Origin of the sequence: Paraburkholderia denitrificans, assembly GCF_042655705.1 — a bacterium.
In the GTDB taxonomy this organism is placed as follows: domain Bacteria; phylum Pseudomonadota; class Gammaproteobacteria; order Burkholderiales; family Burkholderiaceae; genus Paraburkholderia; species Paraburkholderia denitrificans.
Window position 1 is genome coordinate 1 of record NZ_JBHSMP010000019.1, and the last position, 20,441, is coordinate 20,441.

The 20,441-nt window shown below is 64.3% G+C and carries 23 protein-coding genes; 12 read left to right on the forward strand and 11 right to left on the reverse strand.

The window, feature by feature from the left end; all coding sequences use genetic code 11:
* Nucleotides 1–187: 187 nt before the first annotated feature.
* The 4 genes from ACFPTO_RS16060 to ACFPTO_RS16075 all read left to right on the forward strand — a co-directional run bounded on the left by ACFPTO_RS16060 (nucleotide 188) and on the right by ACFPTO_RS16075 (nucleotide 4,060).
* Entirely contained in the window at nucleotides 188–1,402 is a 1,215-nt protein-coding gene (locus tag ACFPTO_RS16060; protein WP_377712656.1) for a DUF2863 family protein, read from the forward strand.
* Nucleotides 1,403–1,596: 194 nt separating this feature from the next.
* Nucleotides 1,597–2,541, forward strand: coding sequence for a helix-turn-helix transcriptional regulator (locus ACFPTO_RS16065; protein ID WP_377712658.1), 945 nt, complete (start codon nucleotides 1,597–1,599; stop codon nucleotides 2,539–2,541).
* A gap of 9 nt (nucleotides 2,542–2,550) precedes the next feature.
* A complete protein-coding gene (locus ACFPTO_RS16070) occupies nucleotides 2,551–3,225 on the forward strand; it encodes an energy-coupling factor ABC transporter permease (RefSeq protein ID WP_377712660.1) in 675 nt (224 codons plus the stop codon).
* Between the two features lie 205 nt (nucleotides 3,226–3,430).
* A complete protein-coding gene (locus ACFPTO_RS16075) occupies nucleotides 3,431–4,060 on the forward strand; it encodes a BspC domain-containing protein (protein WP_377712914.1) in 630 nt (209 codons plus the stop codon).
* 78 nt (nucleotides 4,061–4,138) lie between these two features.
* Here ACFPTO_RS16075 and ACFPTO_RS16080 read toward each other — a convergent pair whose 3' ends face one another.
* Complete coding sequence (locus tag ACFPTO_RS16080; protein ID WP_377712662.1) at nucleotides 4,139–5,302, reverse strand: M14 family metallopeptidase; 1,164 nt, start codon at nucleotides 5,300–5,302, stop codon at nucleotides 4,139–4,141.
* A 15-nt stretch (nucleotides 5,303–5,317) separates the two neighbouring features.
* Nucleotides 5,318–6,100: a peroxide stress protein YaaA gene (yaaA, locus tag ACFPTO_RS16085; RefSeq protein ID WP_377712664.1), complete on the reverse strand. Its 783-nt coding sequence runs from the start codon at nucleotides 6,098–6,100 to the stop codon at nucleotides 5,318–5,320.
* A gap of 55 nt (nucleotides 6,101–6,155) precedes the next feature.
* On the opposite strand from yaaA, the gene ACFPTO_RS16090 reads away from it, so the two are divergent.
* Together ACFPTO_RS16090 and ACFPTO_RS16095 are read left to right on the forward strand one after the other, a co-directional pair.
* Entirely contained in the window at nucleotides 6,156–6,659 is a 504-nt protein-coding gene (locus ACFPTO_RS16090) for a putative toxin-antitoxin system toxin component, PIN family (RefSeq protein WP_377712666.1), read from the forward strand.
* Nucleotides 6,660–6,758: 99 nt separating this feature from the next.
* Nucleotides 6,759–7,949, forward strand: a complete 1,191-nt coding sequence (locus tag ACFPTO_RS16095; protein ID WP_377712668.1) for a pyridoxal phosphate-dependent aminotransferase — start codon at nucleotides 6,759–6,761, stop codon at nucleotides 7,947–7,949.
* A 115-nt stretch (nucleotides 7,950–8,064) separates the two neighbouring features.
* Here the strand turns inward: ACFPTO_RS16095 and ACFPTO_RS16100 are convergent, their stop codons facing one another.
* Complete coding sequence (locus tag ACFPTO_RS16100; RefSeq protein WP_377712670.1) at nucleotides 8,065–8,706, reverse strand: glutathione S-transferase family protein; 642 nt, start codon at nucleotides 8,704–8,706, stop codon at nucleotides 8,065–8,067.
* A 94-nt stretch (nucleotides 8,707–8,800) separates the two neighbouring features.
* Here ACFPTO_RS16100 and ACFPTO_RS16105 point away from each other — a divergent pair, with 94 nt between their 5' ends.
* From ACFPTO_RS16105 to ACFPTO_RS16130, 6 genes are all read left to right on the forward strand, one after another.
* Nucleotides 8,801–9,007, forward strand: a complete 207-nt coding sequence (locus ACFPTO_RS16105; RefSeq protein WP_377712672.1) for a hypothetical protein — start codon at nucleotides 8,801–8,803, stop codon at nucleotides 9,005–9,007.
* The gene (locus tag ACFPTO_RS16110; RefSeq protein ID WP_377712674.1) at nucleotides 9,004–9,792 is read left to right on the forward strand and encodes an oxepin-CoA hydrolase, alternative type; all 789 of its coding nucleotides are present in this window, start codon (nucleotides 9,004–9,006) and stop codon (nucleotides 9,790–9,792) included. The genes ACFPTO_RS16105 and ACFPTO_RS16110 overlap by 4 nt, the downstream gene beginning before the upstream one ends.
* Nucleotides 9,793–10,512, forward strand: a complete 720-nt coding sequence (locus tag ACFPTO_RS16115; RefSeq protein ID WP_377712676.1) for a histidine phosphatase family protein — start codon at nucleotides 9,793–9,795, stop codon at nucleotides 10,510–10,512.
* A gap of 35 nt (nucleotides 10,513–10,547) precedes the next feature.
* The gene (locus ACFPTO_RS16120) at nucleotides 10,548–11,678 is read left to right on the forward strand and encodes a phosphotransferase (RefSeq protein ID WP_377712678.1); all 1,131 of its coding nucleotides are present in this window, start codon (nucleotides 10,548–10,550) and stop codon (nucleotides 11,676–11,678) included.
* Between the two features lie 64 nt (nucleotides 11,679–11,742).
* Nucleotides 11,743–12,981 (forward strand): acyl-CoA dehydrogenase family protein, encoded by a 1,239-nt coding sequence (locus ACFPTO_RS16125; RefSeq protein WP_377712680.1) that lies wholly within the window; start codon nucleotides 11,743–11,745, stop codon nucleotides 12,979–12,981.
* Between the two features lie 128 nt (nucleotides 12,982–13,109).
* The gene (locus ACFPTO_RS16130; RefSeq protein ID WP_377712682.1) at nucleotides 13,110–13,811 is read left to right on the forward strand and encodes a glutathione binding-like protein; all 702 of its coding nucleotides are present in this window, start codon (nucleotides 13,110–13,112) and stop codon (nucleotides 13,809–13,811) included.
* A 120-nt stretch (nucleotides 13,812–13,931) separates the two neighbouring features.
* Here ACFPTO_RS16130 and ACFPTO_RS16135 read toward each other — a convergent pair whose 3' ends face one another.
* The 8 genes from ACFPTO_RS16135 to nuoN form a co-directional block, all read right to left on the reverse strand.
* Nucleotides 13,932–14,402, reverse strand: coding sequence for a MaoC family dehydratase (locus ACFPTO_RS16135; RefSeq protein WP_377712684.1), 471 nt, complete (start codon nucleotides 14,400–14,402; stop codon nucleotides 13,932–13,934).
* Nucleotides 14,399–14,857: a MaoC family dehydratase gene (locus tag ACFPTO_RS16140; RefSeq protein WP_377712686.1), complete on the reverse strand. Its 459-nt coding sequence runs from the start codon at nucleotides 14,855–14,857 to the stop codon at nucleotides 14,399–14,401. Before ACFPTO_RS16140 ends, ACFPTO_RS16135 begins: the two co-directional genes overlap by 4 nt.
* 38 nt (nucleotides 14,858–14,895) lie before the next feature.
* Nucleotides 14,896–16,035, reverse strand: coding sequence for an acyl-CoA dehydrogenase family protein (locus tag ACFPTO_RS16145; RefSeq protein WP_377712688.1), 1,140 nt, complete (start codon nucleotides 16,033–16,035; stop codon nucleotides 14,896–14,898).
* An 11-nt stretch (nucleotides 16,036–16,046) separates the two neighbouring features.
* Entirely contained in the window at nucleotides 16,047–17,255 is a 1,209-nt protein-coding gene (locus ACFPTO_RS16150; RefSeq protein ID WP_377712690.1) for an acyl-CoA dehydrogenase family protein, read from the reverse strand.
* A gap of 52 nt (nucleotides 17,256–17,307) precedes the next feature.
* Nucleotides 17,308–17,742 carry a DUF1178 family protein gene (locus ACFPTO_RS16155; RefSeq protein ID WP_377712692.1) on the reverse strand — a complete coding sequence of 145 codons (435 nt, stop codon included), beginning with the start codon at nucleotides 17,740–17,742 and terminating at the stop codon, nucleotides 17,308–17,310.
* 220 nt (nucleotides 17,743–17,962) lie between these two features.
* Complete coding sequence (locus ACFPTO_RS16160; RefSeq protein WP_377712694.1) at nucleotides 17,963–18,556, reverse strand: NUDIX domain-containing protein; 594 nt, start codon at nucleotides 18,554–18,556, stop codon at nucleotides 17,963–17,965.
* A 93-nt stretch (nucleotides 18,557–18,649) separates the two neighbouring features.
* The gene (locus ACFPTO_RS16165; protein ID WP_377712696.1) at nucleotides 18,650–18,952 is read right to left on the reverse strand and encodes a DUF2818 family protein; all 303 of its coding nucleotides are present in this window, start codon (nucleotides 18,950–18,952) and stop codon (nucleotides 18,650–18,652) included.
* Complete coding sequence (gene nuoN / locus ACFPTO_RS16170; protein WP_377712698.1) at nucleotides 18,952–20,424, reverse strand: NADH-quinone oxidoreductase subunit NuoN; 1,473 nt, start codon at nucleotides 20,422–20,424, stop codon at nucleotides 18,952–18,954. The genes ACFPTO_RS16165 and nuoN overlap by 1 nt, the downstream gene beginning before the upstream one ends.
* Between the last annotated feature and the right edge of the window lie 17 nt (nucleotides 20,425–20,441).

Sequence of the window (20,441 nt, forward strand, 5' to 3'; positions counted from 1 at the left end):
CTGCGAAGGGGGCGAATCTTACCGCCCTCCACCCCCATCGCGCAAGGGGGGCGCGGAGAAAAATTTTCTACCGGTTCCCGGTGAGCGCCGCCAGCGGCACAGCGTCAGCCATCGCCGCAGCGCAACCCGATGCCGCGCACGGAACAGTCTAGAATATGAGGTTCTCTGCATTCCAATACATAGATTTATGCGCTCGCGAATCGCCAAACGCCTTCCTCCGGACGCCGACAAGCTTGTCGGCCTGTCGCTCGCCCTGTTCGCCTCGGGCAGCCGCACCGAAGATCGCTTCTGGGAAGCCAAACTCGACACGCTGCTAGCGAAGGTCGTGCGCAACGGCAATCAAACGACCCTCGACGCCGCGCTCGATCACCTGCAGCAAAATCATCCGGACGCATACGGCGCGCTCGCCGACATGGCCGAAACGCACAGCGAATCGTTCGTCGTCGAACACGACGGTACGCAATATGAGGCGCTGCTCGTCGCCGCGCCGGTGCTTGCCTGGACCCGCTATGTCATCCCCGCAGGCCCGCTGAAGGCCGACAACGCCGACGCCCTGCGCGCACACCTGCAAGCACACGTGCTCGCAAGCGGTACGCGCGTCGCGATGGCCCCCTACCTGTACAGCATCGATCAGTTGCCGCGCCATCACGTCGAAACCTGGCGTCTCGCGCAACAACTCACGCAGGCCGCGCTGAGCGGCAGCGCCGCGAAGATCAGCTCGGGCGAACTGCCCGAAACGTCGCCCATCCTCGCCGATCCGCGCTTCCTGCTCACCGTCGTGGCAGCGCCCGTCGGCGAGCCGCTCTTCCGCTGGCAAGAGGAGGAACATGGCTCGCGCATCGAGCGCAGCCAGTGCCTCGAACAATGGGCGACGCAGGGCGGCGCCAATCTCGCGGTCGTGATGCCCGGCTGCGAATTCGAGTGCCTGCTGCCTGACGCGTACTACTCGGCCTGCCGCGATGCCGACGAACGTGTGCGCCCGCATACGATCCGCACCGCCGTCCGCTACCTGGTCGACACCACCGGCGCCTCCGCGCAGGACCTGCGCGCCGTCGTTGCGGGCTTCGGCGAGCGGCGCGTCGACGAATACCGCATCGGCTTCACACGGCGCGGCAGCAACGATGTCCTCTATGGCGTCGTCTGGCCGCTGTATGGCCGCGAGAATGGCGACGCGGACATCGACGAAGAACCGACCGAAGAAAACGGCGGCAACGGCCCGCTCGAAGAGATCGTCGCGCTGCTCAAGGAGTCGGGCATCACTGAAATCCGCCGTCACGCCGGACGTTTCGAGCCGGAGTATTGCGACGATTGCGGCGTGCCGCTCTACGCAGACCCGCTCGGCGAAATCGTGCATGCCGAAATGCCGGAAGATTCCGAGCCCGTCCAGCCGCACTTCCACTGAGCCTCGCGTCAGATTCCTACCCAGTCCCGCCTTCGCGCGGGATTTTTTTTGATCCGTAAGTCTTACACCTTCTGGACAGTCCACGCGATGCAAGCTTTTTGTCATCATGGCGCTGTTGGTCCAATTCCGCAGGCGAGTACAACGTGCGCGCCACGCATCCATTCGAGAGGTCGTCAGTCACAGGAGGGTATTTCATGCGGTTCGCAGTATTCAATCCGGACGCCGAAAGGCGCGAAGGACTCAAGGCGCTGCTAAGACAGATCGATCGGCGCGCGCGCTTCAACGACGCTCCCGACTGGCGCAGCGCCGAACGCGTGATGCAACGCTTCACCCCGAATCTGTTCGTGATCGACTGGCATCACGGCATCCGCGCCGGCGAACTGAAGAATTTTGCGAACCACCACCGTACCCTGCCCATCGCCGTGCTCGTGGATAGCGCGGAGCCGCCCTCGGGCGTGCAGGCGCTACTCGACGAAGGCGCGCGCGGCATTATCCGGCGCACTACCGACTCGATCCTCATCGTCAAGCTGCTCGAACTCATTTTGCTAGGCGGCGATCACCTGCCCGCCGACGTGCTTCGCGCGCCGTGGCCCGCGCCACCCTCACCGCCCCCGCCGCGGCATCCGGGCAAGAGCGACACACTGGCGCGCGGCCGGCGCACTTTCGTGCGCCTGTCGCCCCGTCAGGAGCAGATCCTCCGCTGCGTCCACATGGGCAGCACGAACAAGATGATCGCCCGCGCACTCGGCATCAGCGAAGGTACGGTCAAGATCCATCTGACGAGCATCTTCCAGCAACTCGGCGCACCCAACCGCGCCGCGGCCGTCGCGATCTACAACGGCCTGCTGTCGAATCAGCTGGAGGTGTTGCGCGCCCAGGGCGAGCCGACGCCGAAGCCGGTGCACGGGCAGCACGGCGTGGTGCCGCTGCGGCCGCGCGACACAGAGCCGTTCCGCTATCCGTTGCTGGCAGGCGACAGCGTCGAAGCGCTACCCGCGCTACCAATAGCCGCAGAACCCGGCTGCCCGTGGGGCACATCCGGTCTCGCACAGTGCACCGAGGCATCCGCCAGCAACGCAAACGCCGAGGAGGACCCGCCCGCCACACCCCGTGCACACGTTTCGCCGCCCAACGAGTAATATTGAGACATGGGGTTCCTATATACGCCGCTGCCGTTATGGTTCGTAGTCGTTGGGTGGGTTGTCGCCCTCGGCGTGCTCGCGCTCGCGTTGTGGAACAACCCGTTCAAGCGGCTTCAGGATGCGACGCTGCAGCACGTGTGGCTCGCGATCATCGTGGCGGTGGCCGTACTGTGGGCCAGCAACGCCTGGCTCGAGGACGGCACCGTGCTGCACCTGATCGGCGCCACGCTCGTCGTGACGCTATTCGACTGGGGCCTCGCGCTCGTCGCCATGGCCGTGGTCGTCGCACTCGCGGCGCTCGTCTTCGATACACCCTGGGACGGCGTCGCGCTGACGTTCCTTCTGTTCGGCGCCGTCCCGGTCGCCATTTCCGCGCTGCTGCAGCGCGCGTGCACGGCCTGGCTGCCGCGCAACCTCCTCATGTTCATCGTGGGCCAGGGCTTCATCTCGCCCGCCATCGCCGTTTCGATCACCGCCTATCTGGCACTCGGCATCCATATCGCACTCACTGGCGGCTCGATGCTCGTCGTGCCGGCGAGCTACGCGTTCAGCGTATTTCTGCTGGCATCCGGCGAAGCATGGTTTACCGGCATGGCGACCGCGCTGATTGCCGTCTACCGGCCCGCATGGGTCACGACCTACGACGTGCGCCGCTATCGACTGGGCGGCCCGCGCACTTGAGGGTCCGCTCCACGGAATCGCTACCCACCTGCGCTAAAATGCTGCCCTGACAGAACTCGCGCGACCGAGTGTGGTAGCAGGGCGGTCCATGCCACTCGCGGCAAGCCGGCGAGTCAGAGGCCAGAAAAATTATTTCAGGATTGAACTCCCCGGCACGTTGCAAGCTCTTACCGTGTCTCACGTCACACCGCACTCCTACACCAAGATGGACCGCAACTCTGCATCCCACCGGCTGCTGGTCACAGCCGGCCGGCTTGCCGCATGCACCGCGAGCCTCGTGTTCGCCTTCGCGCAGCCAGCCCGTGCCGATCAGCTCGATCAGCACAACGACCTCGTCAACACCTTCGTCAACCAGATGCACGCCGATCCGCTGGTCGCCGACTGCGCCGCGCACGGCCATTTCGTCGCCAGCACATCAACAGCGCTCGATCACGTCGAATTTCCGCCCACCTCGTTCGACAGCGCCCATTCAAGCGTCGCGCCCTGGAACGACTCGTTCGACAACGGCAAGCAGCGCGTCAAGGTCGATACGATCGTGACCGTCGAGGGCATCGGCATTCCGCAGAACAGCAATCACGAGCCGTACGATCTGAAATTCCGCTGCGGCTACGTCGGCAACCAGATGCTCGCGTTCAGCTGGAACGACCCGGTGCCGCCCGCGCGTGCGCATGGCAGCTCGCACGGCAAGGGCAAGCACGGAGCGAAGAAGTCGACCCACAAGGGTTCGAAGAAGGGTGTTTCAAAAAAATCGAGCCACAAGCCTGCGGCAACGAGCAGCGCCAAAAGCAGCTCGAAGCAAGCCAGGTCGGCGAAAAAGAAAACAACCAGGACCTGATACGCCGCATCGGCGCTGAGCCACAAAAAAGGGGAAGCGGTTCGCACCGCTTCCCCTTTTTCTTGCGCGCGTACAAGCTTACGCGAACGTCTCCACGTGATGCAGGATGGCCTGCAGCATCGCGGCACCGAGCGCGGCGCTGCGCTCGCCATTCCAGCCGACTCGCTCGTCGGGCAGGTTGGCGTTGTCCTTGAACGGCATCTCCAGCGTCAGCGACAGGCACCCGTATTGGTGGCCGATGTACTTCGACGCGAGCTTGAGTGCGTCCTCGCGATAGCGGCTCGACTCGTAGCCATGCTGATCCTGAAAATCGGGGCTCGCGATCTTGAATGCCTCGATAAAAGCCTTCTGCTCGACGCGCTGCTGCTCGGTAAAGCCCGGCAACATCTCCGAGCCTGCCACGAACACATAAGGCAGCGTTTCGTCGCCGTGGATGTCGAAGAAGAGATCGACGCCCGTCGCTTCGATCGCCTCGCGCACCACCAGCACTTCGGGGCTGCGCTGCGCGTCCGGCTCCATCCATTCGCGGTTCAGGTTCGCGCCTGCGGCGTTGGTGCGCAGGTTGCCGTGCACGCTGCCATCCGGATTCATGTTCGGGACGATGTGGAACACCGCACGGTCGTAGAGCTTGCGCGCGACCGGATCGCCCGCCCAGTCGCCCCAGCCCGCGAGACGCTTCACGAGCCCTTCGACGAACCATTCCGCCATCGACTCGCCCGGATGCTGGCGCGCGATGATCCAGACCGTCTTCTTCGGCTTGCCATCCGGCGTCGTGTCGCCCGCCGTGCCGAGCGTGAGCAGCGACATCGGCCGGCCCTCGACGGTCTGGCCCAGTTCGGTGAGCGTCGCATGCGGCAGTTGCTGCAGCGCGCCGAGAAACTCGGCGTGACGCTCCTCGCTGTAAGGCTCGAAATACGCGTAGTAGATGCTGTCGAAATCCGGCGTGTGATCGATCGTGAGCTTCTGGCCGTCGTACGAAGTCGGCACGCGGAACCAGTTCACGCGGTCGTAGCTCGCCGCAGCCTGGTAGCCGTGCCAGCCTTCCGCAAACGCACAGGCCGCCGCGTTCTCGAACGTCATCACGCAACGCTCGCCGCGCGCGCCCGAGAGCCGGAAGTAGAACCATTGTGCGAACTCGGACTGATTATCGGTGCGCACGCGCAGGCGGATATCGTCGGCGCGCTCGCACGACAGAACTTCGATCGCGCCCGCGTCGAACTGGCTGGTGATGGAAAGCGTCATGGCTGTTTTCCTGGCTTATTCGGCAATGCGCCGGCGAAATACGTAAGTCGAATCGTTCGATGCATCCGCAACGAACGTGTAACCCTCGGCGTCGAAGCCCTTGAGCCCTTGCGGCTCGGCGATGCGATGCTCGACCGCATAACGCGCCATCAGGCCGCGCGCGCGCTTCGCATGGAAGCTGATGATCTTGTACCGGCCGCCCTTCCAGTCCTCGAAGACCGGTGTGACCACGGGCGCCGCGAGCTGCTTCGGCTTGACCGCCTTGAAATATTCGTTCGATGCGCAGTTCACGATCACGCGCGCGCTCTTCGCGTTGTGTTCGAGCTGCGCGTTGAGCGCATGCGTAATGCGCTCGCCCCAGAACGCATAGAGATCCTTGCCGCGCGCATTCTCGAAGCGCGTGCCCATTTCGAGGCGATACGGTTGCAGCAAATCGAGCGGACGCAGCACGCCATAGAGGCCCGAGAGCACGCGCACGTGCTGCTGCGCGTAGTCGAGATCGGTGGCGGAGAGCGATCTGGCGTCGAAACCCTCATAGACGTCGCCATTGAACGCGAGCACGGCCTGCTTCGCGTTAGCCTCGCTGAACTCTTTCGACCAGTCGGCGTAGCGCTGGAAATTCAGGCGCGCGAGTTGATCGGAGATGCTCATGAGCGAGCCGATCTGCTGGGGTGACAAACGGCGCAGGCCGTCGATCAGTTCGGCTGCGTCTTCGACGAAAGCGGGGATCGTGTGGGTTTCGATGTGCGCCGGCGTGTCGTAGTCGAGCGATTTGGCTGGCGACAGAACGATTATCATAGAGGCTTGCAGGCACGCAGTGCCAATGTTCAAGGCGAAAGCCCGATTGTAGCGAATGTCACGAATGACCGGTTTTCAGCCCCAGCCCTCCGCAGCCGCACTGTCCGTGGTTCTCGATTCGAACGTGTGGCTCGACATCCTCGTGTTCGACGATCCGCACACGCGCCCGATCCGCGCCGCGCTCGAAAGCGGCGCGCTGCGCGCATTGATCGACGCGCGCTGTCTCGCCGAACTCACGCATGTGCTGGACTACCCGCACCTCGTGCAACGCGGCGTCGAAAAAGCCGATGCGCTCGCGAGCGTGTCGCGCCTCGCCGACCTGATCGTCCCGCCCGCCCTGCCCGACGACGCACGGCCCTTGCCGCTGTGCCGCGACCGCGACGACCAGAAATTCCTCGAACTCGCGCGCGCAAGCGGCGCAGCATGGCTCGTTTCGAAGGATCGCGCCGTGCTCAAGCTCGCGAAGCGCATGGCGCGCGACTTCGGCTTTCGCGTTGCGACACCGGGTGCCTTCATCGACGAAACCGGGCTCGCCGCCGCGCAATCCGCCTGCGCCTGATGCGCCTCGCGCACGGCAATCACGCGGGAACGCGCGGATTTGCCTGCATATGCCTACAATCAGGCTTTCCCGATTGACCGTCCACCGTCTGCCCGCGCCATGAACGCACCGCATTTGCCGAACGAATCTTCGTCCACGCCGCTCACGCCCTCATTTCCGTCGCGTCTGCCCAATGTCGGCACGACGATCTTCTCCGTGATGAGCGCGCTCGCCGCAGAAAAAGGCGCCGTGAATCTGGGCCAGGGCTTTCCCGACTTCGACTGCGACGCGCGCATCGTCGATGCCGTCGCGCAGGCCATGCGCGAAGGCCACAACCAGTATCCGCCGATGGCCGGCGTGCCCGCGCTGCGCGAGGCGATCGCCGACAAGATCGCGCACGTCTACGGCCGCCGCTACGACGCGAACACCGAGATCACGGTGACGGCGGGCGCGACCCAGGCGTTGCTGACCGCGATCCTTTGCGCGGTCCATCCGGGCGACGAGGTGATCGTCGTCGAGCCGACCTACGACAGCTATCTGCCGTCCATCGAACTCGCGGGCGGCAAGCCCGTCTTCGTCACGCTGGAAGCACCCGAGTACGCGATTCCGTTCGACCGGCTCGCCGCCGCGATCACGCCGAAGACGCGCCTCATCCTCATCAACACGCCGCACAACCCGACGGGTACGGTGTGGCGCGCCGAGGACATGCGCCAGCTCGAAGCTATCGTGCGCGGCACCAACGTGCTGATCCTCTCCGATGAGGTCTACGAGCACATGGTCTACGACGGCGCGCCGCACGAGAGCGTCGCGCGCTATCCGGAACTGGCGGCCCGCAGCTTCATCGTGTCGAGCTTCGGCAAGACGTATCACGTGACAGGCTGGAAAGTGGGCTACGTGGCCGCGCCCGCGCCGCTCACGGCCGAATTCCGCAAGGTGCACCAGTTCAACGTGTTCACCGTGAACACGCCGATGCAAGTCGGTCTCGCGCACTATCTGCGCGACCCGAATCCGTATCTCGACCTGCCGGCGTTCTATCAGAAGAAGCGCGATTTCTTCCGCGCGGGCCTCGCGAACACGCGCTTCAAGCTGCTGCCGTGCGAGGGCACCTATTTTCAGTGCGTCGATTATTCCGCGATCAGCGACCTGCCCGAAGCCGAGTTCTCGAAGTGGCTCACGACCGAGATCGGCGTGGCCGCGATTCCGGTCTCGGCGTTCTATCACGAACCGCATGAATCGGGCGTCGTGCGCTTCTGTTTCGCGAAGCGCGAAAGCACGCTCGCCACCGCGCTCGAACGTCTCGCGCGACTCTGACGAAGCCGGCGCGATGCATCCGCGAACGACCCTGCGTTCCCGAGCATCGCGCGAGGCCACAGCGAAGCGCGGCGGCATGTTGCGCGTGTTGCAAGCGCCGCCGCACGATCTTCGCTTACGCGTTGGCCGCGATATACGCCTTGCGGTCGGCATTCACGCGCTGCGCCGAGGGCCGCTCGCCGATCAGCTTCAGGTACGCCTTCCAGTCGATGCCCGCCTCTGCCACGAGATCGACGCCATAGATCTTCTGCGTCGCCGTCGCGACGAGCGGCAGGCTCACGAAGGTCGCCGCATCGGCCACGCTGAACCGCTCGCCCGCCACATACGGCGCGAATTTCGCGAGCCGCTTGAAGGCGCCGATATAACGGTGCAGGCGCTTTTGCGCCGTCGCCTTGACCTCGTCGCTCACCGTGCCGCCAAAGAACGCCTCGACGTAGAGTTCGCGCGCTTCGAGTTCCAGATGGGTTTCGACAAACGTGATGAGTTCGCGCTCCTTCGCCGCCTGCCACGGATCGGCCGCGAAAATGCGATGCTCGGGAAAGCGCGCGTTCAGATACTCGACAATCACTTCCGATTCGCACAGAGAACCGTTTTCGGTCTCGATGAACGGCACCTTGCCTGCAGGCGAATGCGCGCGCAGCGCCTCGTCGAGCGGCAGCTTGTCGATCACCTCCTCGAAGGCGATGCCGTACTCGAGCAGCACGAGCTTGACCTTGTTGAAGTAGTTCGACAGCGCGAAACCGTGCAGCTTGATCATCCTCGTCTCTCCTTGAATACAGCGCTGCTGCGAACAGCGCCGCAATCTGTTGCCATATAAATGTACGACCGTGCTATTCTAGGACACTCATGGAGTGAAGTTTCCAATGACTTCCCATTATTTCTACATTGAGACAACCGGCATCGTAGCCGCAGCAGCCGCGCGCGACGAACTTGCCGCTACCTTCTCCCGCCTCGCAGCCGCTGACAAGCCGTACGGCGCATCGATCCTGCCTGACGCCACTCGGCGCAACGAACCGCGCGGCACACTGCGCAACAAACCAGACGAGGTCCGCGCATGAGTGCCGAACTCCGCAGCAGCCGGCCGCAAGGGCACGAATCGTCGCTCGTCCTCACGCTGTCGAATCCCGGCGCACGCAATGCGCTCCATCCCGACATGTACGCCGCCGCCATCGAAGCGCTCGACGCCGCCGAGCGCGACGCGTCGTTGCGCGCGATCGTGCTGACCGGCGCCGACAACTTCTTCTGCGCGGGCGGCAACCTCAATCGCCTGCTGGAGAACCGCGCGAAGGATCCATCGGTGCAGGCCGCGAGCATCGACATGCTCGCCGAGTGGGTCAACGCGATGCGCCAGTCGAGCAAGCCCGTGATCGCCGCAGTCGAAGGCGCTGCCGCAGGCGCAGGCTTCTCGCTCGCGCTCGCCGCCGATCTGCTGGTCGCCGCCGAGGACGCGAAATTTGTCATGTCGTACTCGCGTGTGGGCCTGACGCCGGACGGCGGCGGCTCGTGGTTTCTCTCCCGCGCGCTGCCGCGTGCGCTCGCCACCGAACTGATGCTGGAAGGCAAGCCGATCGGCGCCGCACGGCTCGCCGAACTCGGCGTCGTCAACCGCCTCGCCAGGCCGCACACGGCGCTCGATGCCGCGCTCGCCTGGGCCGACGATCTCGCCGCGGTCTCGCCGAATTCGGCTGCGCGGATCAAAGGCCTGGTTAATGTCGCCGACACGCAGCCGCTCGCCGATCACCTGATCGCCGAACGCGAAAATTTCGTCGCGTCGCTGCATCATCGCGACGGGCTCGAAGGCATCACCGCGTTCCTCGAAAAACGTTCACCGGTCTACAAGTAGATGAGCGATTTCCAGATGCCCGCGCGTCGCCGCATCTTTCTGATGCGCCACGGCGACGTCACCTACTTCGACGATTCGGGCCGCGCCATCGATCCCGATACCGTCCCGCTCAACGAGAACGGCCGCGCGCAGGCGAAAGCGGCAGGCCGCGCGTTCGCCTCGCAGGCGCTGCGTTTCGACCGTGTGATCGTGAGCGGTCTGCGCCGTACGGTCGAAACGGCACAGCATGTGCTCGAAGAAACCGGCCAGCAGATCGAACTCGAAGTACAGCCCGCGTGGGAAGAGATTCGCGGCGGCCGCCTCGCTTCGATTCCGCCCGGCGAAGTGGAGAACGCATTCCTGCGCGCGTTCGATGGCATCGTCCCCGAAGACATGCGCTTTCTCGGCGGCGAGACCATCGGCGAACTGCTCGATCGCGTGCTGCCCGCGCTTGCCGCGCTGCGCGCCGATCCGTCGTGGGACACCGCGCTGCTCGTGCTGCACGGCGGTGTGAACCGCGCGATCCTCTCGCACGCAATCACCGCAGGCGGGCGCACGTTCTTCGGCCATCTGGCCCAGGCGACGGGCTGTATCAACGCACTCGACGTCGGCACGGCAAGCGGCGACTGGATTGTGCGCGCACTCAACTATTCGCCGCCGTCACCGCTCCATCACGAAACGCGTAACACGACCATGGAAATGCTGTACGCGCAATTCCTGCGCTTTCGCCCGCGCACCTAGCGCGCGGCATCCATAAACAAGAGGGGGAGACAAATATGGCGCAAGCCAGCCCGGATGGAGACACCCCGAAGCAGAAGTACAACCCGGCGCCGGCCCCGAGCGATTATTCGGCGTTCGAGGGCACGCGTCCCGTGGCCGAACGGCAGCGCTTCGACATCGAAGCGCTCGCGGCCTGGCTCGCGGCGCACGTCGATGGATTCGCAGGCCCGCTCACGGTCGAGCAGTTCGCAGGCGGCCAGTCGAACCCGACGTTCAAGCTCGTCACGCCGCAGCGCACTTATGTGATGCGCGCCAAGCCGGGCCCGAAGGCGAAGCTGCTGCCGTCGGCGCACGCGATCGAACGCGAATACCGCGTGATGGATGCACTCGGCGCGACCGATGTCCCCGTCGCCAGGATGCTCGCGCTATGCGAGGACGAAGCGGTGATCGGCCGCGCGTTCTACGTGATGGAGTTCGTCGAGGGCCGCGTGATGTGGGACCAGTCGCTGCCCGGCATGTCGCGCGAAGAACGCGCGGCGATCTATGACGAAATGAACCGCGTAATCGCAGCGCTGCATAACGTGTCGCCCGAAGCGATCGGCCTCGCCGATTACGGCAAGCCAGGCAATTATTTCGCACGCCAGATCGATCGCTGGAGCCGCCAGTATCAGGCCTCGGAAACCGAGCCGATCGATGCGATGAATCGCCTGATCGAATGGCTGCCGCAGCATGTGCCCGACAACGCGGGCGCGCGCATTTCGGTCGTGCACGGCGACTATCGCCTCGACAATCTCATCTTCCATCCGACCGAGCCGCGCGTGCTCGCGGTACTCGACTGGGAGCTATCGACGCTCGGCGACCCGCTCGCCGACTTCTCGTATCACTGCATGGCCTGGCACGTCGATCCGGCGCAGTTCCGCGGCATCGGCGGACTCGACTGGGCCGCGCTCGGCATCCCCGACGAGCAGCACTACGTCGAGCGTTATTGCGCGCGCACCGGCCTCGAGATTCGCGGCGACTGGAACTTCTATCTCGCGTACAACATGTTCCGCATCGCCGCGATTCTGCAGGGCATCATGAAACGCGTCGTGGATGGCACAGCGGCAAGCGCCCAGGCCGTCGATGCAGGCGCACGCGCACGACCGATGGCCGAGCTCGCGTGGCGCTACGCGCAGAAAGTCCGCTGAGGGTCCGCTGAAGGTCCGCTGAAACATTTTCCGCACGACAGCTATTTTCCTGGCGAGGTTATAGATGAACTTCGATTACACACCGAAAGTGCAGGCGCTGCGCGAGAAGTTGCTCGCGTTTTTCGACGAACATATTTACCCGAACGAGCACCTCTTCCATGAGGAAGTCGCGCGCAATCGCGCGAACGGCAATGCATGGGTGCCCACCGAGATCGTCGAAAAACTGAAGCTCAAGGCACGCGAGGCAGGCTTGTGGAACCTGTTCCTGCCCGAGTCGAGTCGCGGCGCCGGACTCACGAACCTCGAATACGCCCCGCTGTGCGAGATCATGGGCCGCGTGCACTGGGCTCCCGAAGTATTCAACTGCAGCGCGCCGGACACCGGCAACATGGAGACCATCGAGCGCTACGGCACCGAGGAGCACAAGCGCCAGTGGCTTCAACCGCTGCTCGAAGGCCAGATCCGCTCGGCATTCCTGATGACTGAGCCCGATGTCGCCTCGTCGGATGCGACCAATATCCAGACGCGCATCACGCGCGACGGCGACGACTACGTGATCAACGGCGTCAAGTGGTGGTCCTCGGGCGCGGGCGATCCGCGTTGCGCGGTCTACATCGTCATGGGCAAGACCGATCCCGACGCACCGCGCCACGCGCAGCAGTCGATGATCCTCGTGCCCGCCAACGCTGAAGGCATCACGGTGCGCCGCCCGCTCACGGTGTTCGGCTACGACGACGCACCGCACGGCCACATGGAGATCACGCTCAAGAACGTGCGCGTGCCCGCGTCGAACGTCCTGCTCGGCGAAGGGCGCGGCTTCGAGATCGCCCAGGGGCGGCTCGGGCCGGGCCGCATCCACCACTGCATGCGCCTCATCGGCGTCGCCGAACGCGCGCTCGAATACATGACCAAACGCGCCCTCACGCGCGTGGCGTTCGGCAAGCCGATCTCGGCGCAAACGGTCACGCAGGAGCGCATCGCCGAGGCGCGCTGCATGATCGAGCAGGCACGCCTGCTCACGCTCAAGGCCGCGTACATGATGGATACCGTCGGCAACAAGGGCGCGCGCGGCGAGATCGCGATGATCAAGGTAGTGGCGCCGAACGTGGCCTGCCAGGTGCTCGACTGGGCGATCCAGGTACATGGCGGCGCGGGCGTGAGCGGCGACTTCCCGCTCGCCTATGCGTATGCGTCGGCTCGCACGCTGCGCTTCGCCGACGGCCCCGACGAGGTTCACCGCAACGCAATCGCCAAGCTCGAATACGGGCGCTACAAGGAACTCGACGCAGCTTCGCGGCCGTAAGTTCGCGCATGCAGGAGGGATGCATGCTCACGCTCTGCATCCCTCATCGAACTGTGCTCTAATCTGCGCGAGTTGAGGCGCTGCGGCCGGGCCGCAGCGCTCCCCGTCCACAGTGCCATGGAGACACAATGATCGACGTCTATAGCTGGGCCACGCCGAACGGCCACAAAGTGCATATCATGCTCGAGGAAACCGGCCTCGAATACCGCGTTCATCCGGTCGATATCGGCGCGGGCGACCAGTTCAAGTCCGACTTTCTCGCCATCAGCCCGAATAACAAGATTCCCGCCATTGTCGATTCGGAAGGCCCGGTCCGTGCCGACGGCAAGCCGTTCTCGCTCTTCGAATCGGGCGCGATCCTGATTTATCTGGCGGCGAAAACCGGCCAGTTCATGCCCGACGACCTCGCTGCGCGCTACGACGTGCTGCAGTGGACCATGTTCCAGATGGGCGGACTCGGGCCGATGCTCGGCCAGGCGCACCACTTCCGCATCTATGCGCCCGAAAAGATCCAGTACGCCGTCAACCGCTACACGAATGAGGCGAAGCGGCTCTACAACGTCATGGAAACGCAGCTCGGGAAGACCAAGTATCTCGCCGGCGACGAGTACACCATCGCCGACATCGCCGCATTTCCCTGGACGCGTTCGTGGCAGAACCAGGGCATCGATCTCGACAGCCTGCCGAACGTGAAGCGCTGGCACGAGACGATTGCGGAGCGGCCTGCGGTCAGGCGTGGCGTGGAGGTACTCGCTGCCGCGCGCAAGCCGATCACCAGCGACAAGGAGCGCGAAATCCTGTTCGGCGCGACGCAGTACGCGAAGCACTGAGCGCACAGAAAAACGCTCCAAAAGCGCATAAAAAAGGGGCGTCCAGCAACGCGTGCCGCACGCCCCTTCGATTCGATGGTGTTCCGATGCGCGCCTGTGCTAATGCACAGGCGAACGCGATCAGAAGTAATGCCGCGTAATGAATTCGGCCACGCACGCGGGCCGTTCGCTGCCCTCGCACTCGATGGTCGCGTTCCACGTCACCTGCACGCTGCCGTCGGCGGCATCTTCCGCTTCCTTCACGCCAAAGCGCGCACGCACTTTCGAGCCGACCGGCACGGGCGACGTGAAGCGCACGCGATTGAGCCCGTAGTTCACCCCCATACGCTGATGGATCTTCACGGTCTGCGCGAGCAGCGTCGGCATCAGCGAAAGCGTGAGAAAACCATGCGCGACAGGACCGCCGAACGGCGACTCGCGGCGCGCGCGCTCTGCATCGACGTGAATCCACTGGTGGTCGCCGGTGGCTTCGGCAAAGTCGAGCACCTGCGGCTCACCCACCTCGATCCAGGCGCTCACGAACGGCGTGCCGCCCGCGAGCGCGCGCAGCGTCGCCACATCGGCAATCTGAACCATGCCGCTTTCGCTCATGATGCGCTCCCCGGATGCCGCAGCCCGAACAGGGCCTTCGAGCGCACCGTGACGATGGTTTCGCCGTGCTGGTTAACACCGTCCCAACGCGTTTCGACGATGCCGCGATCGGGCTTGCTCGACGACACGCGCTTGCTGACGATGGTGTTCGTCATGGTGAGCGTGTCGCCGACGCGCGTCGGCTTGAGCCAGCGGATATCATCGACGCCGGGCGAGCCCATCGACGTCGAATCGCCCAGGAAGTTGCGCACGAGCATGCCCATCATGACCGAGCACGTATGCCAACCGCTCGCGACGAGCCCGCCGAACATCGACGCTTCGGCGGCCTCCTCGCTCATATGGAACGGCTGCGGATCGAACTGCTCGGCGAAATGCACGATCTCCTCGCGCGTGAACGTGTGCGAGCCGACCGTGTACGACCTGCCGACTTCGAGATCTTCGTAACTCACAGTCATCGTTGCTTTCCTCGATGTGGCCGCGCTCATGCAGCCGCTTATGCAGCCGCTTGCGCGAAGCCCGGCAGCGCGGTGAAGCGCTCCAGATGATGATCGACATCGCCGAGCGTCGTTTCGATGATCGCGAGGCGCTTGAACAGGTGAGCCGCCGCGACCTCGTTGGTGACGCCCATGCCGCCATGCAATTGCACGGCTTGCTGACCGACGTAACGCGCCGCCTGCCCCACGCGCACTTTCGCGGCGGAAATCGCGCGGCGGCGTTCGTCGGGCGACTCGCTACTGTAGCGCGCCGCGGCGAGGTACGTGATCGAACGAGCCTGCTCGGCGTGAATCAGCATGTCCGCCATGCGGTGCTGCAGCGCCTGGAAACGCGCAATCGGCACGCCGAACTGCTGGCGCGTCTTCGTGTATTCGACGGTCGCGCTCGTGAGCGCGTCAATCGCGCCGAGCGCTTCCGCGCACAGCAGGAAGGTCGCGTAATCGGCGATGCGCTCCCACGTCGCCGCGCCCACCGATGTGTCAACCGATGCGCCGCCCAGCCGGCGCGCGTGCGCACCGTTGAACTTGAGCGTCGCGGCGCGCTGGCCATCAATCGTGCGGTAGTCGCTCACATCGGCACCCTTCGCGCCGCGTGCGACGACGAACAGCGCAACCTCGCCCGCAACACGCGCCGGGACGATCCAGAAGTCGGCTTGCGCGCCGTGCTGCACGACCGACTTTGTGCCCGTGAGCGAGTAGCCGTCGCCCGTTTCCTTCGCCGTGGTAGCGAGCGAGAACAGGTCGTAGCGCGCATCGGGTTCGTGGAAAGCCACCGCGAGCCGCACTTCGCCTGTGGCCACGCGTTCGAGCAAGGTTGCATCTTCGCCTTGCACATCGCCCGCAAGCCGGAGCGCTTCGACGCCGACCGCCGTCGCCCAGTACGGCTCGACAACCAGCGCGCGGCCAAGCTGCTGCATGACGGCCAGCATGTCGAACGGCGTGCCATCGAAGCCGCCCTGCGCCGACGGCACAGGCAGCGCCGTGAGACCGAGCTCGACAAATGCATTCCAGTGAACGGCCGAGACGCCCTCGGTGGTCTTCACGATCGCCTGGCGCGCTTCGAAGCCGTAGTTCTTGTCGAGATAGCGACGCAACGCGTCGGAAAGTTGCTGTTGCTCTTCGGTGAAATTGAAGTCCATTGCGCCGCTCCTCAGATCCCGAGAATCATCTGCGCGATGATGTTCTTCTGGATTTCGTTCGACCCGCCGTAAATCGACGTCTTGCGGTAGTTGAAGTAGTACGCCGCGAGCGGAGCCGCGTCGTCGTCGCCGCCCGCTGCGTGCGGGTGCTTGCCCTCGAGGAACGCCGGATCGAACGGCGCGGCCAGCGGGCCGACCGCATCGAGCATCAGTTCGGTCAGCGCCTGCTGGATTTCGGTGCCCTTGATCTTGAGCATCGACGCTTCGGGACCCGGGCCGCGACCGTTACCGCTGCTCGCGATCACGCGCTCGGCAGTCACTTCGAGCGCCATCAATTCGATTTCGACGGCGGCCACGCGCGCCGCAAATACCGGGTCGTGCAGCAGCGGCTTGCCGTTTTTCTTCTGCTTGAGCGCGACGCTCTTGAGGAATGCCAGTTCGCGGTTCGATGCGCCCACGCGCGCGATGCCGGTGCGTTCATGGCCGAGCAGATACTTCGCGTAGGTCCAGCCGCGATTCTCTTCGCCGACGAGATTCTCGGCCGGCACCTTCACGTCTTCGAAGAACACTTCGTTGACTTCGTGGTCTTCGTCGAGCGTGATGATCGGGCGCACGGTGATGCCCGGCGTCTTCATGTCGATGAGCAGGAACGAGATGCCCTCCTGCTTCTTCGCGGCGGGATCGGTACGCACGAGGCAGAACATCATGTCGGCGTGCTGGCCGAGCGTGGTCCAGGTCTTCTGGCCATTCACGACGTAGTGATCGCCGGAATCGTCCTTGACCCGTACGGCACGCGTGCGCAGCGACGCAAGATCGGAACCCGAGCCCGGTTCGGAATAGCCCTGGCACCACCAGTCGGTGCCCGCGAGGATACGCGGCAGGTAGTAACGCTTCTGCGCTTCGTTGCCGTACTTCATGAGCACGGGCGCGACCATCGACACGCCGAACGGCAGCACGATCGGTGCACCGATGCGCCCGCATTCGGCATCCCAGATGTGGCGCTGCACTTCGGTCCAGCCGGGGCCGCCCCATTCGACGGGCCACGCCGGCGCCGACCAGCCCTTCTGGCCGAGCAGCCGGTGCCAGCTGACGATGTCGTCGCGGCTCAGGCGTTTGTGGTTGAGTACCTTGTCGCGCAGCGCCTGAGGCAGATTGGCCTCAAGCCACGCGCGGATGTCGGCGCGAAATGCGTCGTCGGCGGGGGAATAATCGAGATCCATGCGCAGTGTCTCCTCGCCGCAGCCCATGCCGCCGCGGCGAAGACCCGCATGGTTACTGCAGCGAGCCCTTCAGCGCAGCCGGAACCGGCAGCGGCATCACATCGATGCCTTCTTCGACAAGAGCTTGCGCATCCTCCGCGGTAGCAACTCCGCGGATTTTGCGCGACGGCGCTTCGTTGTAGTGCATGCGCCGCGCCTCCTCGGCGAAACGGTCGCCCACGTTCTCCGTCTTCTCCAGGACCTCGCGCAGTGCACGCAACGCCAGGCCTTGCCACTGTGCGGCTTGTTTCTCCGCAGGCCTGGCGCCCGGCTCGGTCGCACCGGACAGATTCAGCCGGGGCGCGGACGGCAGGCGGCTCACCTCGGTGGCGCCGCACATCGGGCATTCGACCAGCTTGCGCGCACGCTGCGACTCGAAGTCGTCAGCGGAGGCAAACCAGCCTTCGAACCGATGGCCGTCTGGGCACTGTAAATCAAGGACCTTCATGGGGAATCGGGGCTTAGCAGCGAGTGTAGCGCAAAATTCAGATTTGTGAACGGTCGTTCAGAAATTTTCCGGCCGCCTGGAGTCTGCGTGGAATCGGGCGGGTGCACGATTGTAGCGCCGTGCGGCGAGCGCCGCTGATCGCGCACGTTGAGCGCCAACAAACGCCAACGGCGGCCTGGCGGGCCGCCGTCGATCGATGCCCACGCATGACAGCGTGGATTCAGCCCTTCTCTGCTTCGCCGAGCGGCCAGTTGCCGCCAAGCGCCTTTTCCAGCCAGAAGGTACCGATGATCGTCTTCACATCGGTGATCCGGCCGTTGCGCACCCATTCGAGCAATTCGGGCAGCGTCGTCGTGAAGGTTTCGAGGAATTCGCCTTCATCGAGATTGGCTTCACCGGCGATCAGACCGCGCGCGAGATAGATGTCGATGAATTCCGTCGAGTACGAAATGACCGGATGAATCCGCGTCAGGTAGACATACTCGCGCGCCGTGTACCCCGTCTCCTCGCGCAATTCGCGCTTCGCGCAGGCGAGCGCGCCTTCCTGCGGATCGAGCTTGCCAGCAGGAAACTCGGTCATCACGCGCGACAGCGGATAGCGATACTGGCGCTCCATCAGCACGCGGCCATCGTCGAACAACGGGATCACCATCACCGCGCCGGGATGCAGCACGAACTCGCGCGTCGCATGCTTGCCGTCCGGCAATTCCACCGTGTCGCGCTTGAGGGTGAGGAAGTTGCCCGCGTAGAGCGTCGTGCTTTCGACGCACGTCTCAGCGAGTGCCCGGTCGTGTTGCAGATGTTCAGCAGCCATGTTCAACCTCTGGGATGCCGCGTGAGAGCGGATTGATAGGCGCCCGCGTGAAGACAAACGCAAGGCGAGCGCCTGAGAAGCTCGAAGCCTGAGCTATGCCGAACGGCGTTTGACGAGATACTGCCAGGTGAAGCCGGGGAACGCGAACACCACGAACAGACTGAACGTGATGGCGTAGAACTGCCAGCCCTGCGCGAACCGGTTGCCGGCGCGCGCTTCCAGCAGGAAGCCGAACGCGCCGACCACGAAATACAAAACGATCAATTCGGCGATGCGCAGCCACACGCTCTTCTTCTTTGCGCGCAGCGGCACAACACCGAACAACCGCTGGTTGGCGAACGGCAGGTTGGCGCCGGCGAGCGCCAACAGAACGACGAACCAGCCGGCAGCAGACATTACAGTTGCAGCGTATGCGTGACGGCCTGCAGGCAGAGCGTCATCAGCGGACCAGGAACGATACCGAGCACGAGCACAGCCACGCCGTTGAGCGCGAGCAGCATGCGATTGCCCGCACCGCTTTCGATCGGCGAGGTGTCCTGCGGCGCATCGAAGTACATCAGCTTGACGACGCGCAGGTAGTAGAACGCGCCGAACAGCGAGGTGATCACCGCAAGCACGGCGAGCCACGTCAGGCCTGCGTTAATCGTTGCCTGGAGCACCGCGAGCTTGGCGTAGAAGCCGACCGTCGGCGGGATGCCGGCGAGCGAGAACATCATCACCATCATCACGAACGCGAACACCGGGCTACGCTGGTTGAGGCCCTTGAAATCGTCGAGCGTATCGGCTTCGAAGTTGCGGCGTGCGAGCAGCATCACGACACCGAACGCGCCGAGCGTCGTCAGCAGATAGATGATGCTGTAGAACATCGCCGAGCTGTACGCGTTGGCCGCGCCGGTCGCCTTGCCGTCCACGATGCCGGCCAGCAGGCCGAGCAACACGAAGCCCATGTTCGAGATCGCCGAGTACGCGAGCATGCGCTTGATGTTGCGCTGAACGATACCGGTAATGTTGCCGACGATCATCGAGAGCGCCGCGAGGATGATCAGCATTTGCTGCCAGTCGAAGGCGAGCGGCCAGAGACCCATCACGAGCAGGCGCACGCCCCAGGCGAAAGCCGCAACCTTCGGGCCGCCGCCGGTGAGCAGCGTCATCGCCGTGGGCGCGCCTTGATAGACGTCCGGCACCCACATGTGGAACGGCACCGCGCCCATCTTGAACGCCACGCCCGCCACGATGAACACCACGCCGAACAGCAGCACGACGTCGTTGATATGACCCGATGCGATGGCCTTCAGCACTTCGTTCAGTTCGAGCGAACCGGTCGCGCCGTAGATCATCGAAATGCCGTACAGCAGGAAGCCGGAAGCCAGTGCGCCGAGGACGTAGTACTTCATCGCCGCTTCGTTCGACTGCGTCTGGCCGCCGCGCAGTGCGATCACCGCGTAGAGCGACAGCGACATCAGTTCGAGGCCGAGATACAGCGTGAGGAAGTTGTTGCCCGAGATCATGACGATCTGGCCAAGCAGCGAGAACAGGCCGAGCAGGAAGAACTCGCCCTTGAACATGTCGCGGTCTTCCAGGTACTTGCGCGAATAGACGATCGTCGCGGCGAAGCCGAGCGTCACGGCTGCCTTCATCGCGCTGGCGAACGGGTCGACCACGTACATACGCGAGAAGTAGTAGTACACGTGCGGATCGAACGCGTTCACCGCGAACCACAGGCCGCCCACAAGCGTGGACAGCAGCGAGATGAAGTAAGTCGTCTTGCGGCCCGCTCGGCCCGTCAACGTGTCGTTGAGCCACGCGACGGTGATGGCGGCCATCACCAGCGCGTCGGGAAGCAGTGCGTTCATAGGGGCGTTTGGCATGATCTTTATGTCCTCCG

What these genes read in the sequence shown, in the direction of transcription:
- ACFPTO_RS16060 (WP_377712656.1), top strand. Translation starts at nt 188, where the DNA reads ATGCGCTCGCGAATCGCCAAACGCCTTCCTCCGGACGCCGACAAGCTT.
- ACFPTO_RS16065 (WP_377712658.1), top strand. Translation starts at nt 1,597, where the DNA reads ATGCGGTTCGCAGTATTCAATCCGGACGCCGAAAGGCGCGAAGGACTC.
- ACFPTO_RS16070 (WP_377712660.1), top strand. Translation starts at nt 2,551, where the DNA reads ATGGGGTTCCTATATACGCCGCTGCCGTTATGGTTCGTAGTCGTTGGG.
- ACFPTO_RS16075 (WP_377712914.1), top strand. Translation starts at nt 3,431, where the DNA reads ATGGACCGCAACTCTGCATCCCACCGGCTGCTGGTCACAGCCGGCCGG.
- ACFPTO_RS16080 (WP_377712662.1), bottom strand. Translation starts at nt 5,302, where the DNA reads ATGACGCTTTCCATCACCAGCCAGTTCGACGCGGGCGCGATCGAAGTT.
- yaaA (WP_377712664.1), bottom strand. Translation starts at nt 6,100, where the DNA reads ATGATAATCGTTCTGTCGCCAGCCAAATCGCTCGACTACGACACGCCG.
- ACFPTO_RS16090 (WP_377712666.1), top strand. Translation starts at nt 6,156, where the DNA reads ATGTCACGAATGACCGGTTTTCAGCCCCAGCCCTCCGCAGCCGCACTG.
- ACFPTO_RS16095 (WP_377712668.1), top strand. Translation starts at nt 6,759, where the DNA reads ATGAACGCACCGCATTTGCCGAACGAATCTTCGTCCACGCCGCTCACG.
- ACFPTO_RS16100 (WP_377712670.1), bottom strand. Translation starts at nt 8,706, where the DNA reads ATGATCAAGCTGCACGGTTTCGCGCTGTCGAACTACTTCAACAAGGTC.
- ACFPTO_RS16110 (WP_377712674.1), top strand. Translation starts at nt 9,004, where the DNA reads ATGAGTGCCGAACTCCGCAGCAGCCGGCCGCAAGGGCACGAATCGTCG.
- ACFPTO_RS16115 (WP_377712676.1), top strand. Translation starts at nt 9,793, where the DNA reads ATGAGCGATTTCCAGATGCCCGCGCGTCGCCGCATCTTTCTGATGCGC.
- ACFPTO_RS16120 (WP_377712678.1), top strand. Translation starts at nt 10,548, where the DNA reads ATGGCGCAAGCCAGCCCGGATGGAGACACCCCGAAGCAGAAGTACAAC.
- ACFPTO_RS16125 (WP_377712680.1), top strand. Translation starts at nt 11,743, where the DNA reads ATGAACTTCGATTACACACCGAAAGTGCAGGCGCTGCGCGAGAAGTTG.
- ACFPTO_RS16130 (WP_377712682.1), top strand. Translation starts at nt 13,110, where the DNA reads ATGATCGACGTCTATAGCTGGGCCACGCCGAACGGCCACAAAGTGCAT.
- ACFPTO_RS16135 (WP_377712684.1), bottom strand. Translation starts at nt 14,402, where the DNA reads ATGAGCGAAAGCGGCATGGTTCAGATTGCCGATGTGGCGACGCTGCGC.
- ACFPTO_RS16140 (WP_377712686.1), bottom strand. Translation starts at nt 14,857, where the DNA reads ATGACTGTGAGTTACGAAGATCTCGAAGTCGGCAGGTCGTACACGGTC.
- ACFPTO_RS16145 (WP_377712688.1), bottom strand. Translation starts at nt 16,035, where the DNA reads ATGGACTTCAATTTCACCGAAGAGCAACAGCAACTTTCCGACGCGTTG.
- ACFPTO_RS16150 (WP_377712690.1), bottom strand. Translation starts at nt 17,255, where the DNA reads ATGGATCTCGATTATTCCCCCGCCGACGACGCATTTCGCGCCGACATC.
- ACFPTO_RS16155 (WP_377712692.1), bottom strand. Translation starts at nt 17,742, where the DNA reads ATGAAGGTCCTTGATTTACAGTGCCCAGACGGCCATCGGTTCGAAGGC.
- ACFPTO_RS16160 (WP_377712694.1), bottom strand. Translation starts at nt 18,556, where the DNA reads ATGGCTGCTGAACATCTGCAACACGACCGGGCACTCGCTGAGACGTGC.
- ACFPTO_RS16165 (WP_377712696.1), bottom strand. Translation starts at nt 18,952, where the DNA reads ATGTCTGCTGCCGGCTGGTTCGTCGTTCTGTTGGCGCTCGCCGGCGCC.
- nuoN (WP_377712698.1), bottom strand. Translation starts at nt 20,424, where the DNA reads ATGCCAAACGCCCCTATGAACGCACTGCTTCCCGACGCGCTGGTGATG.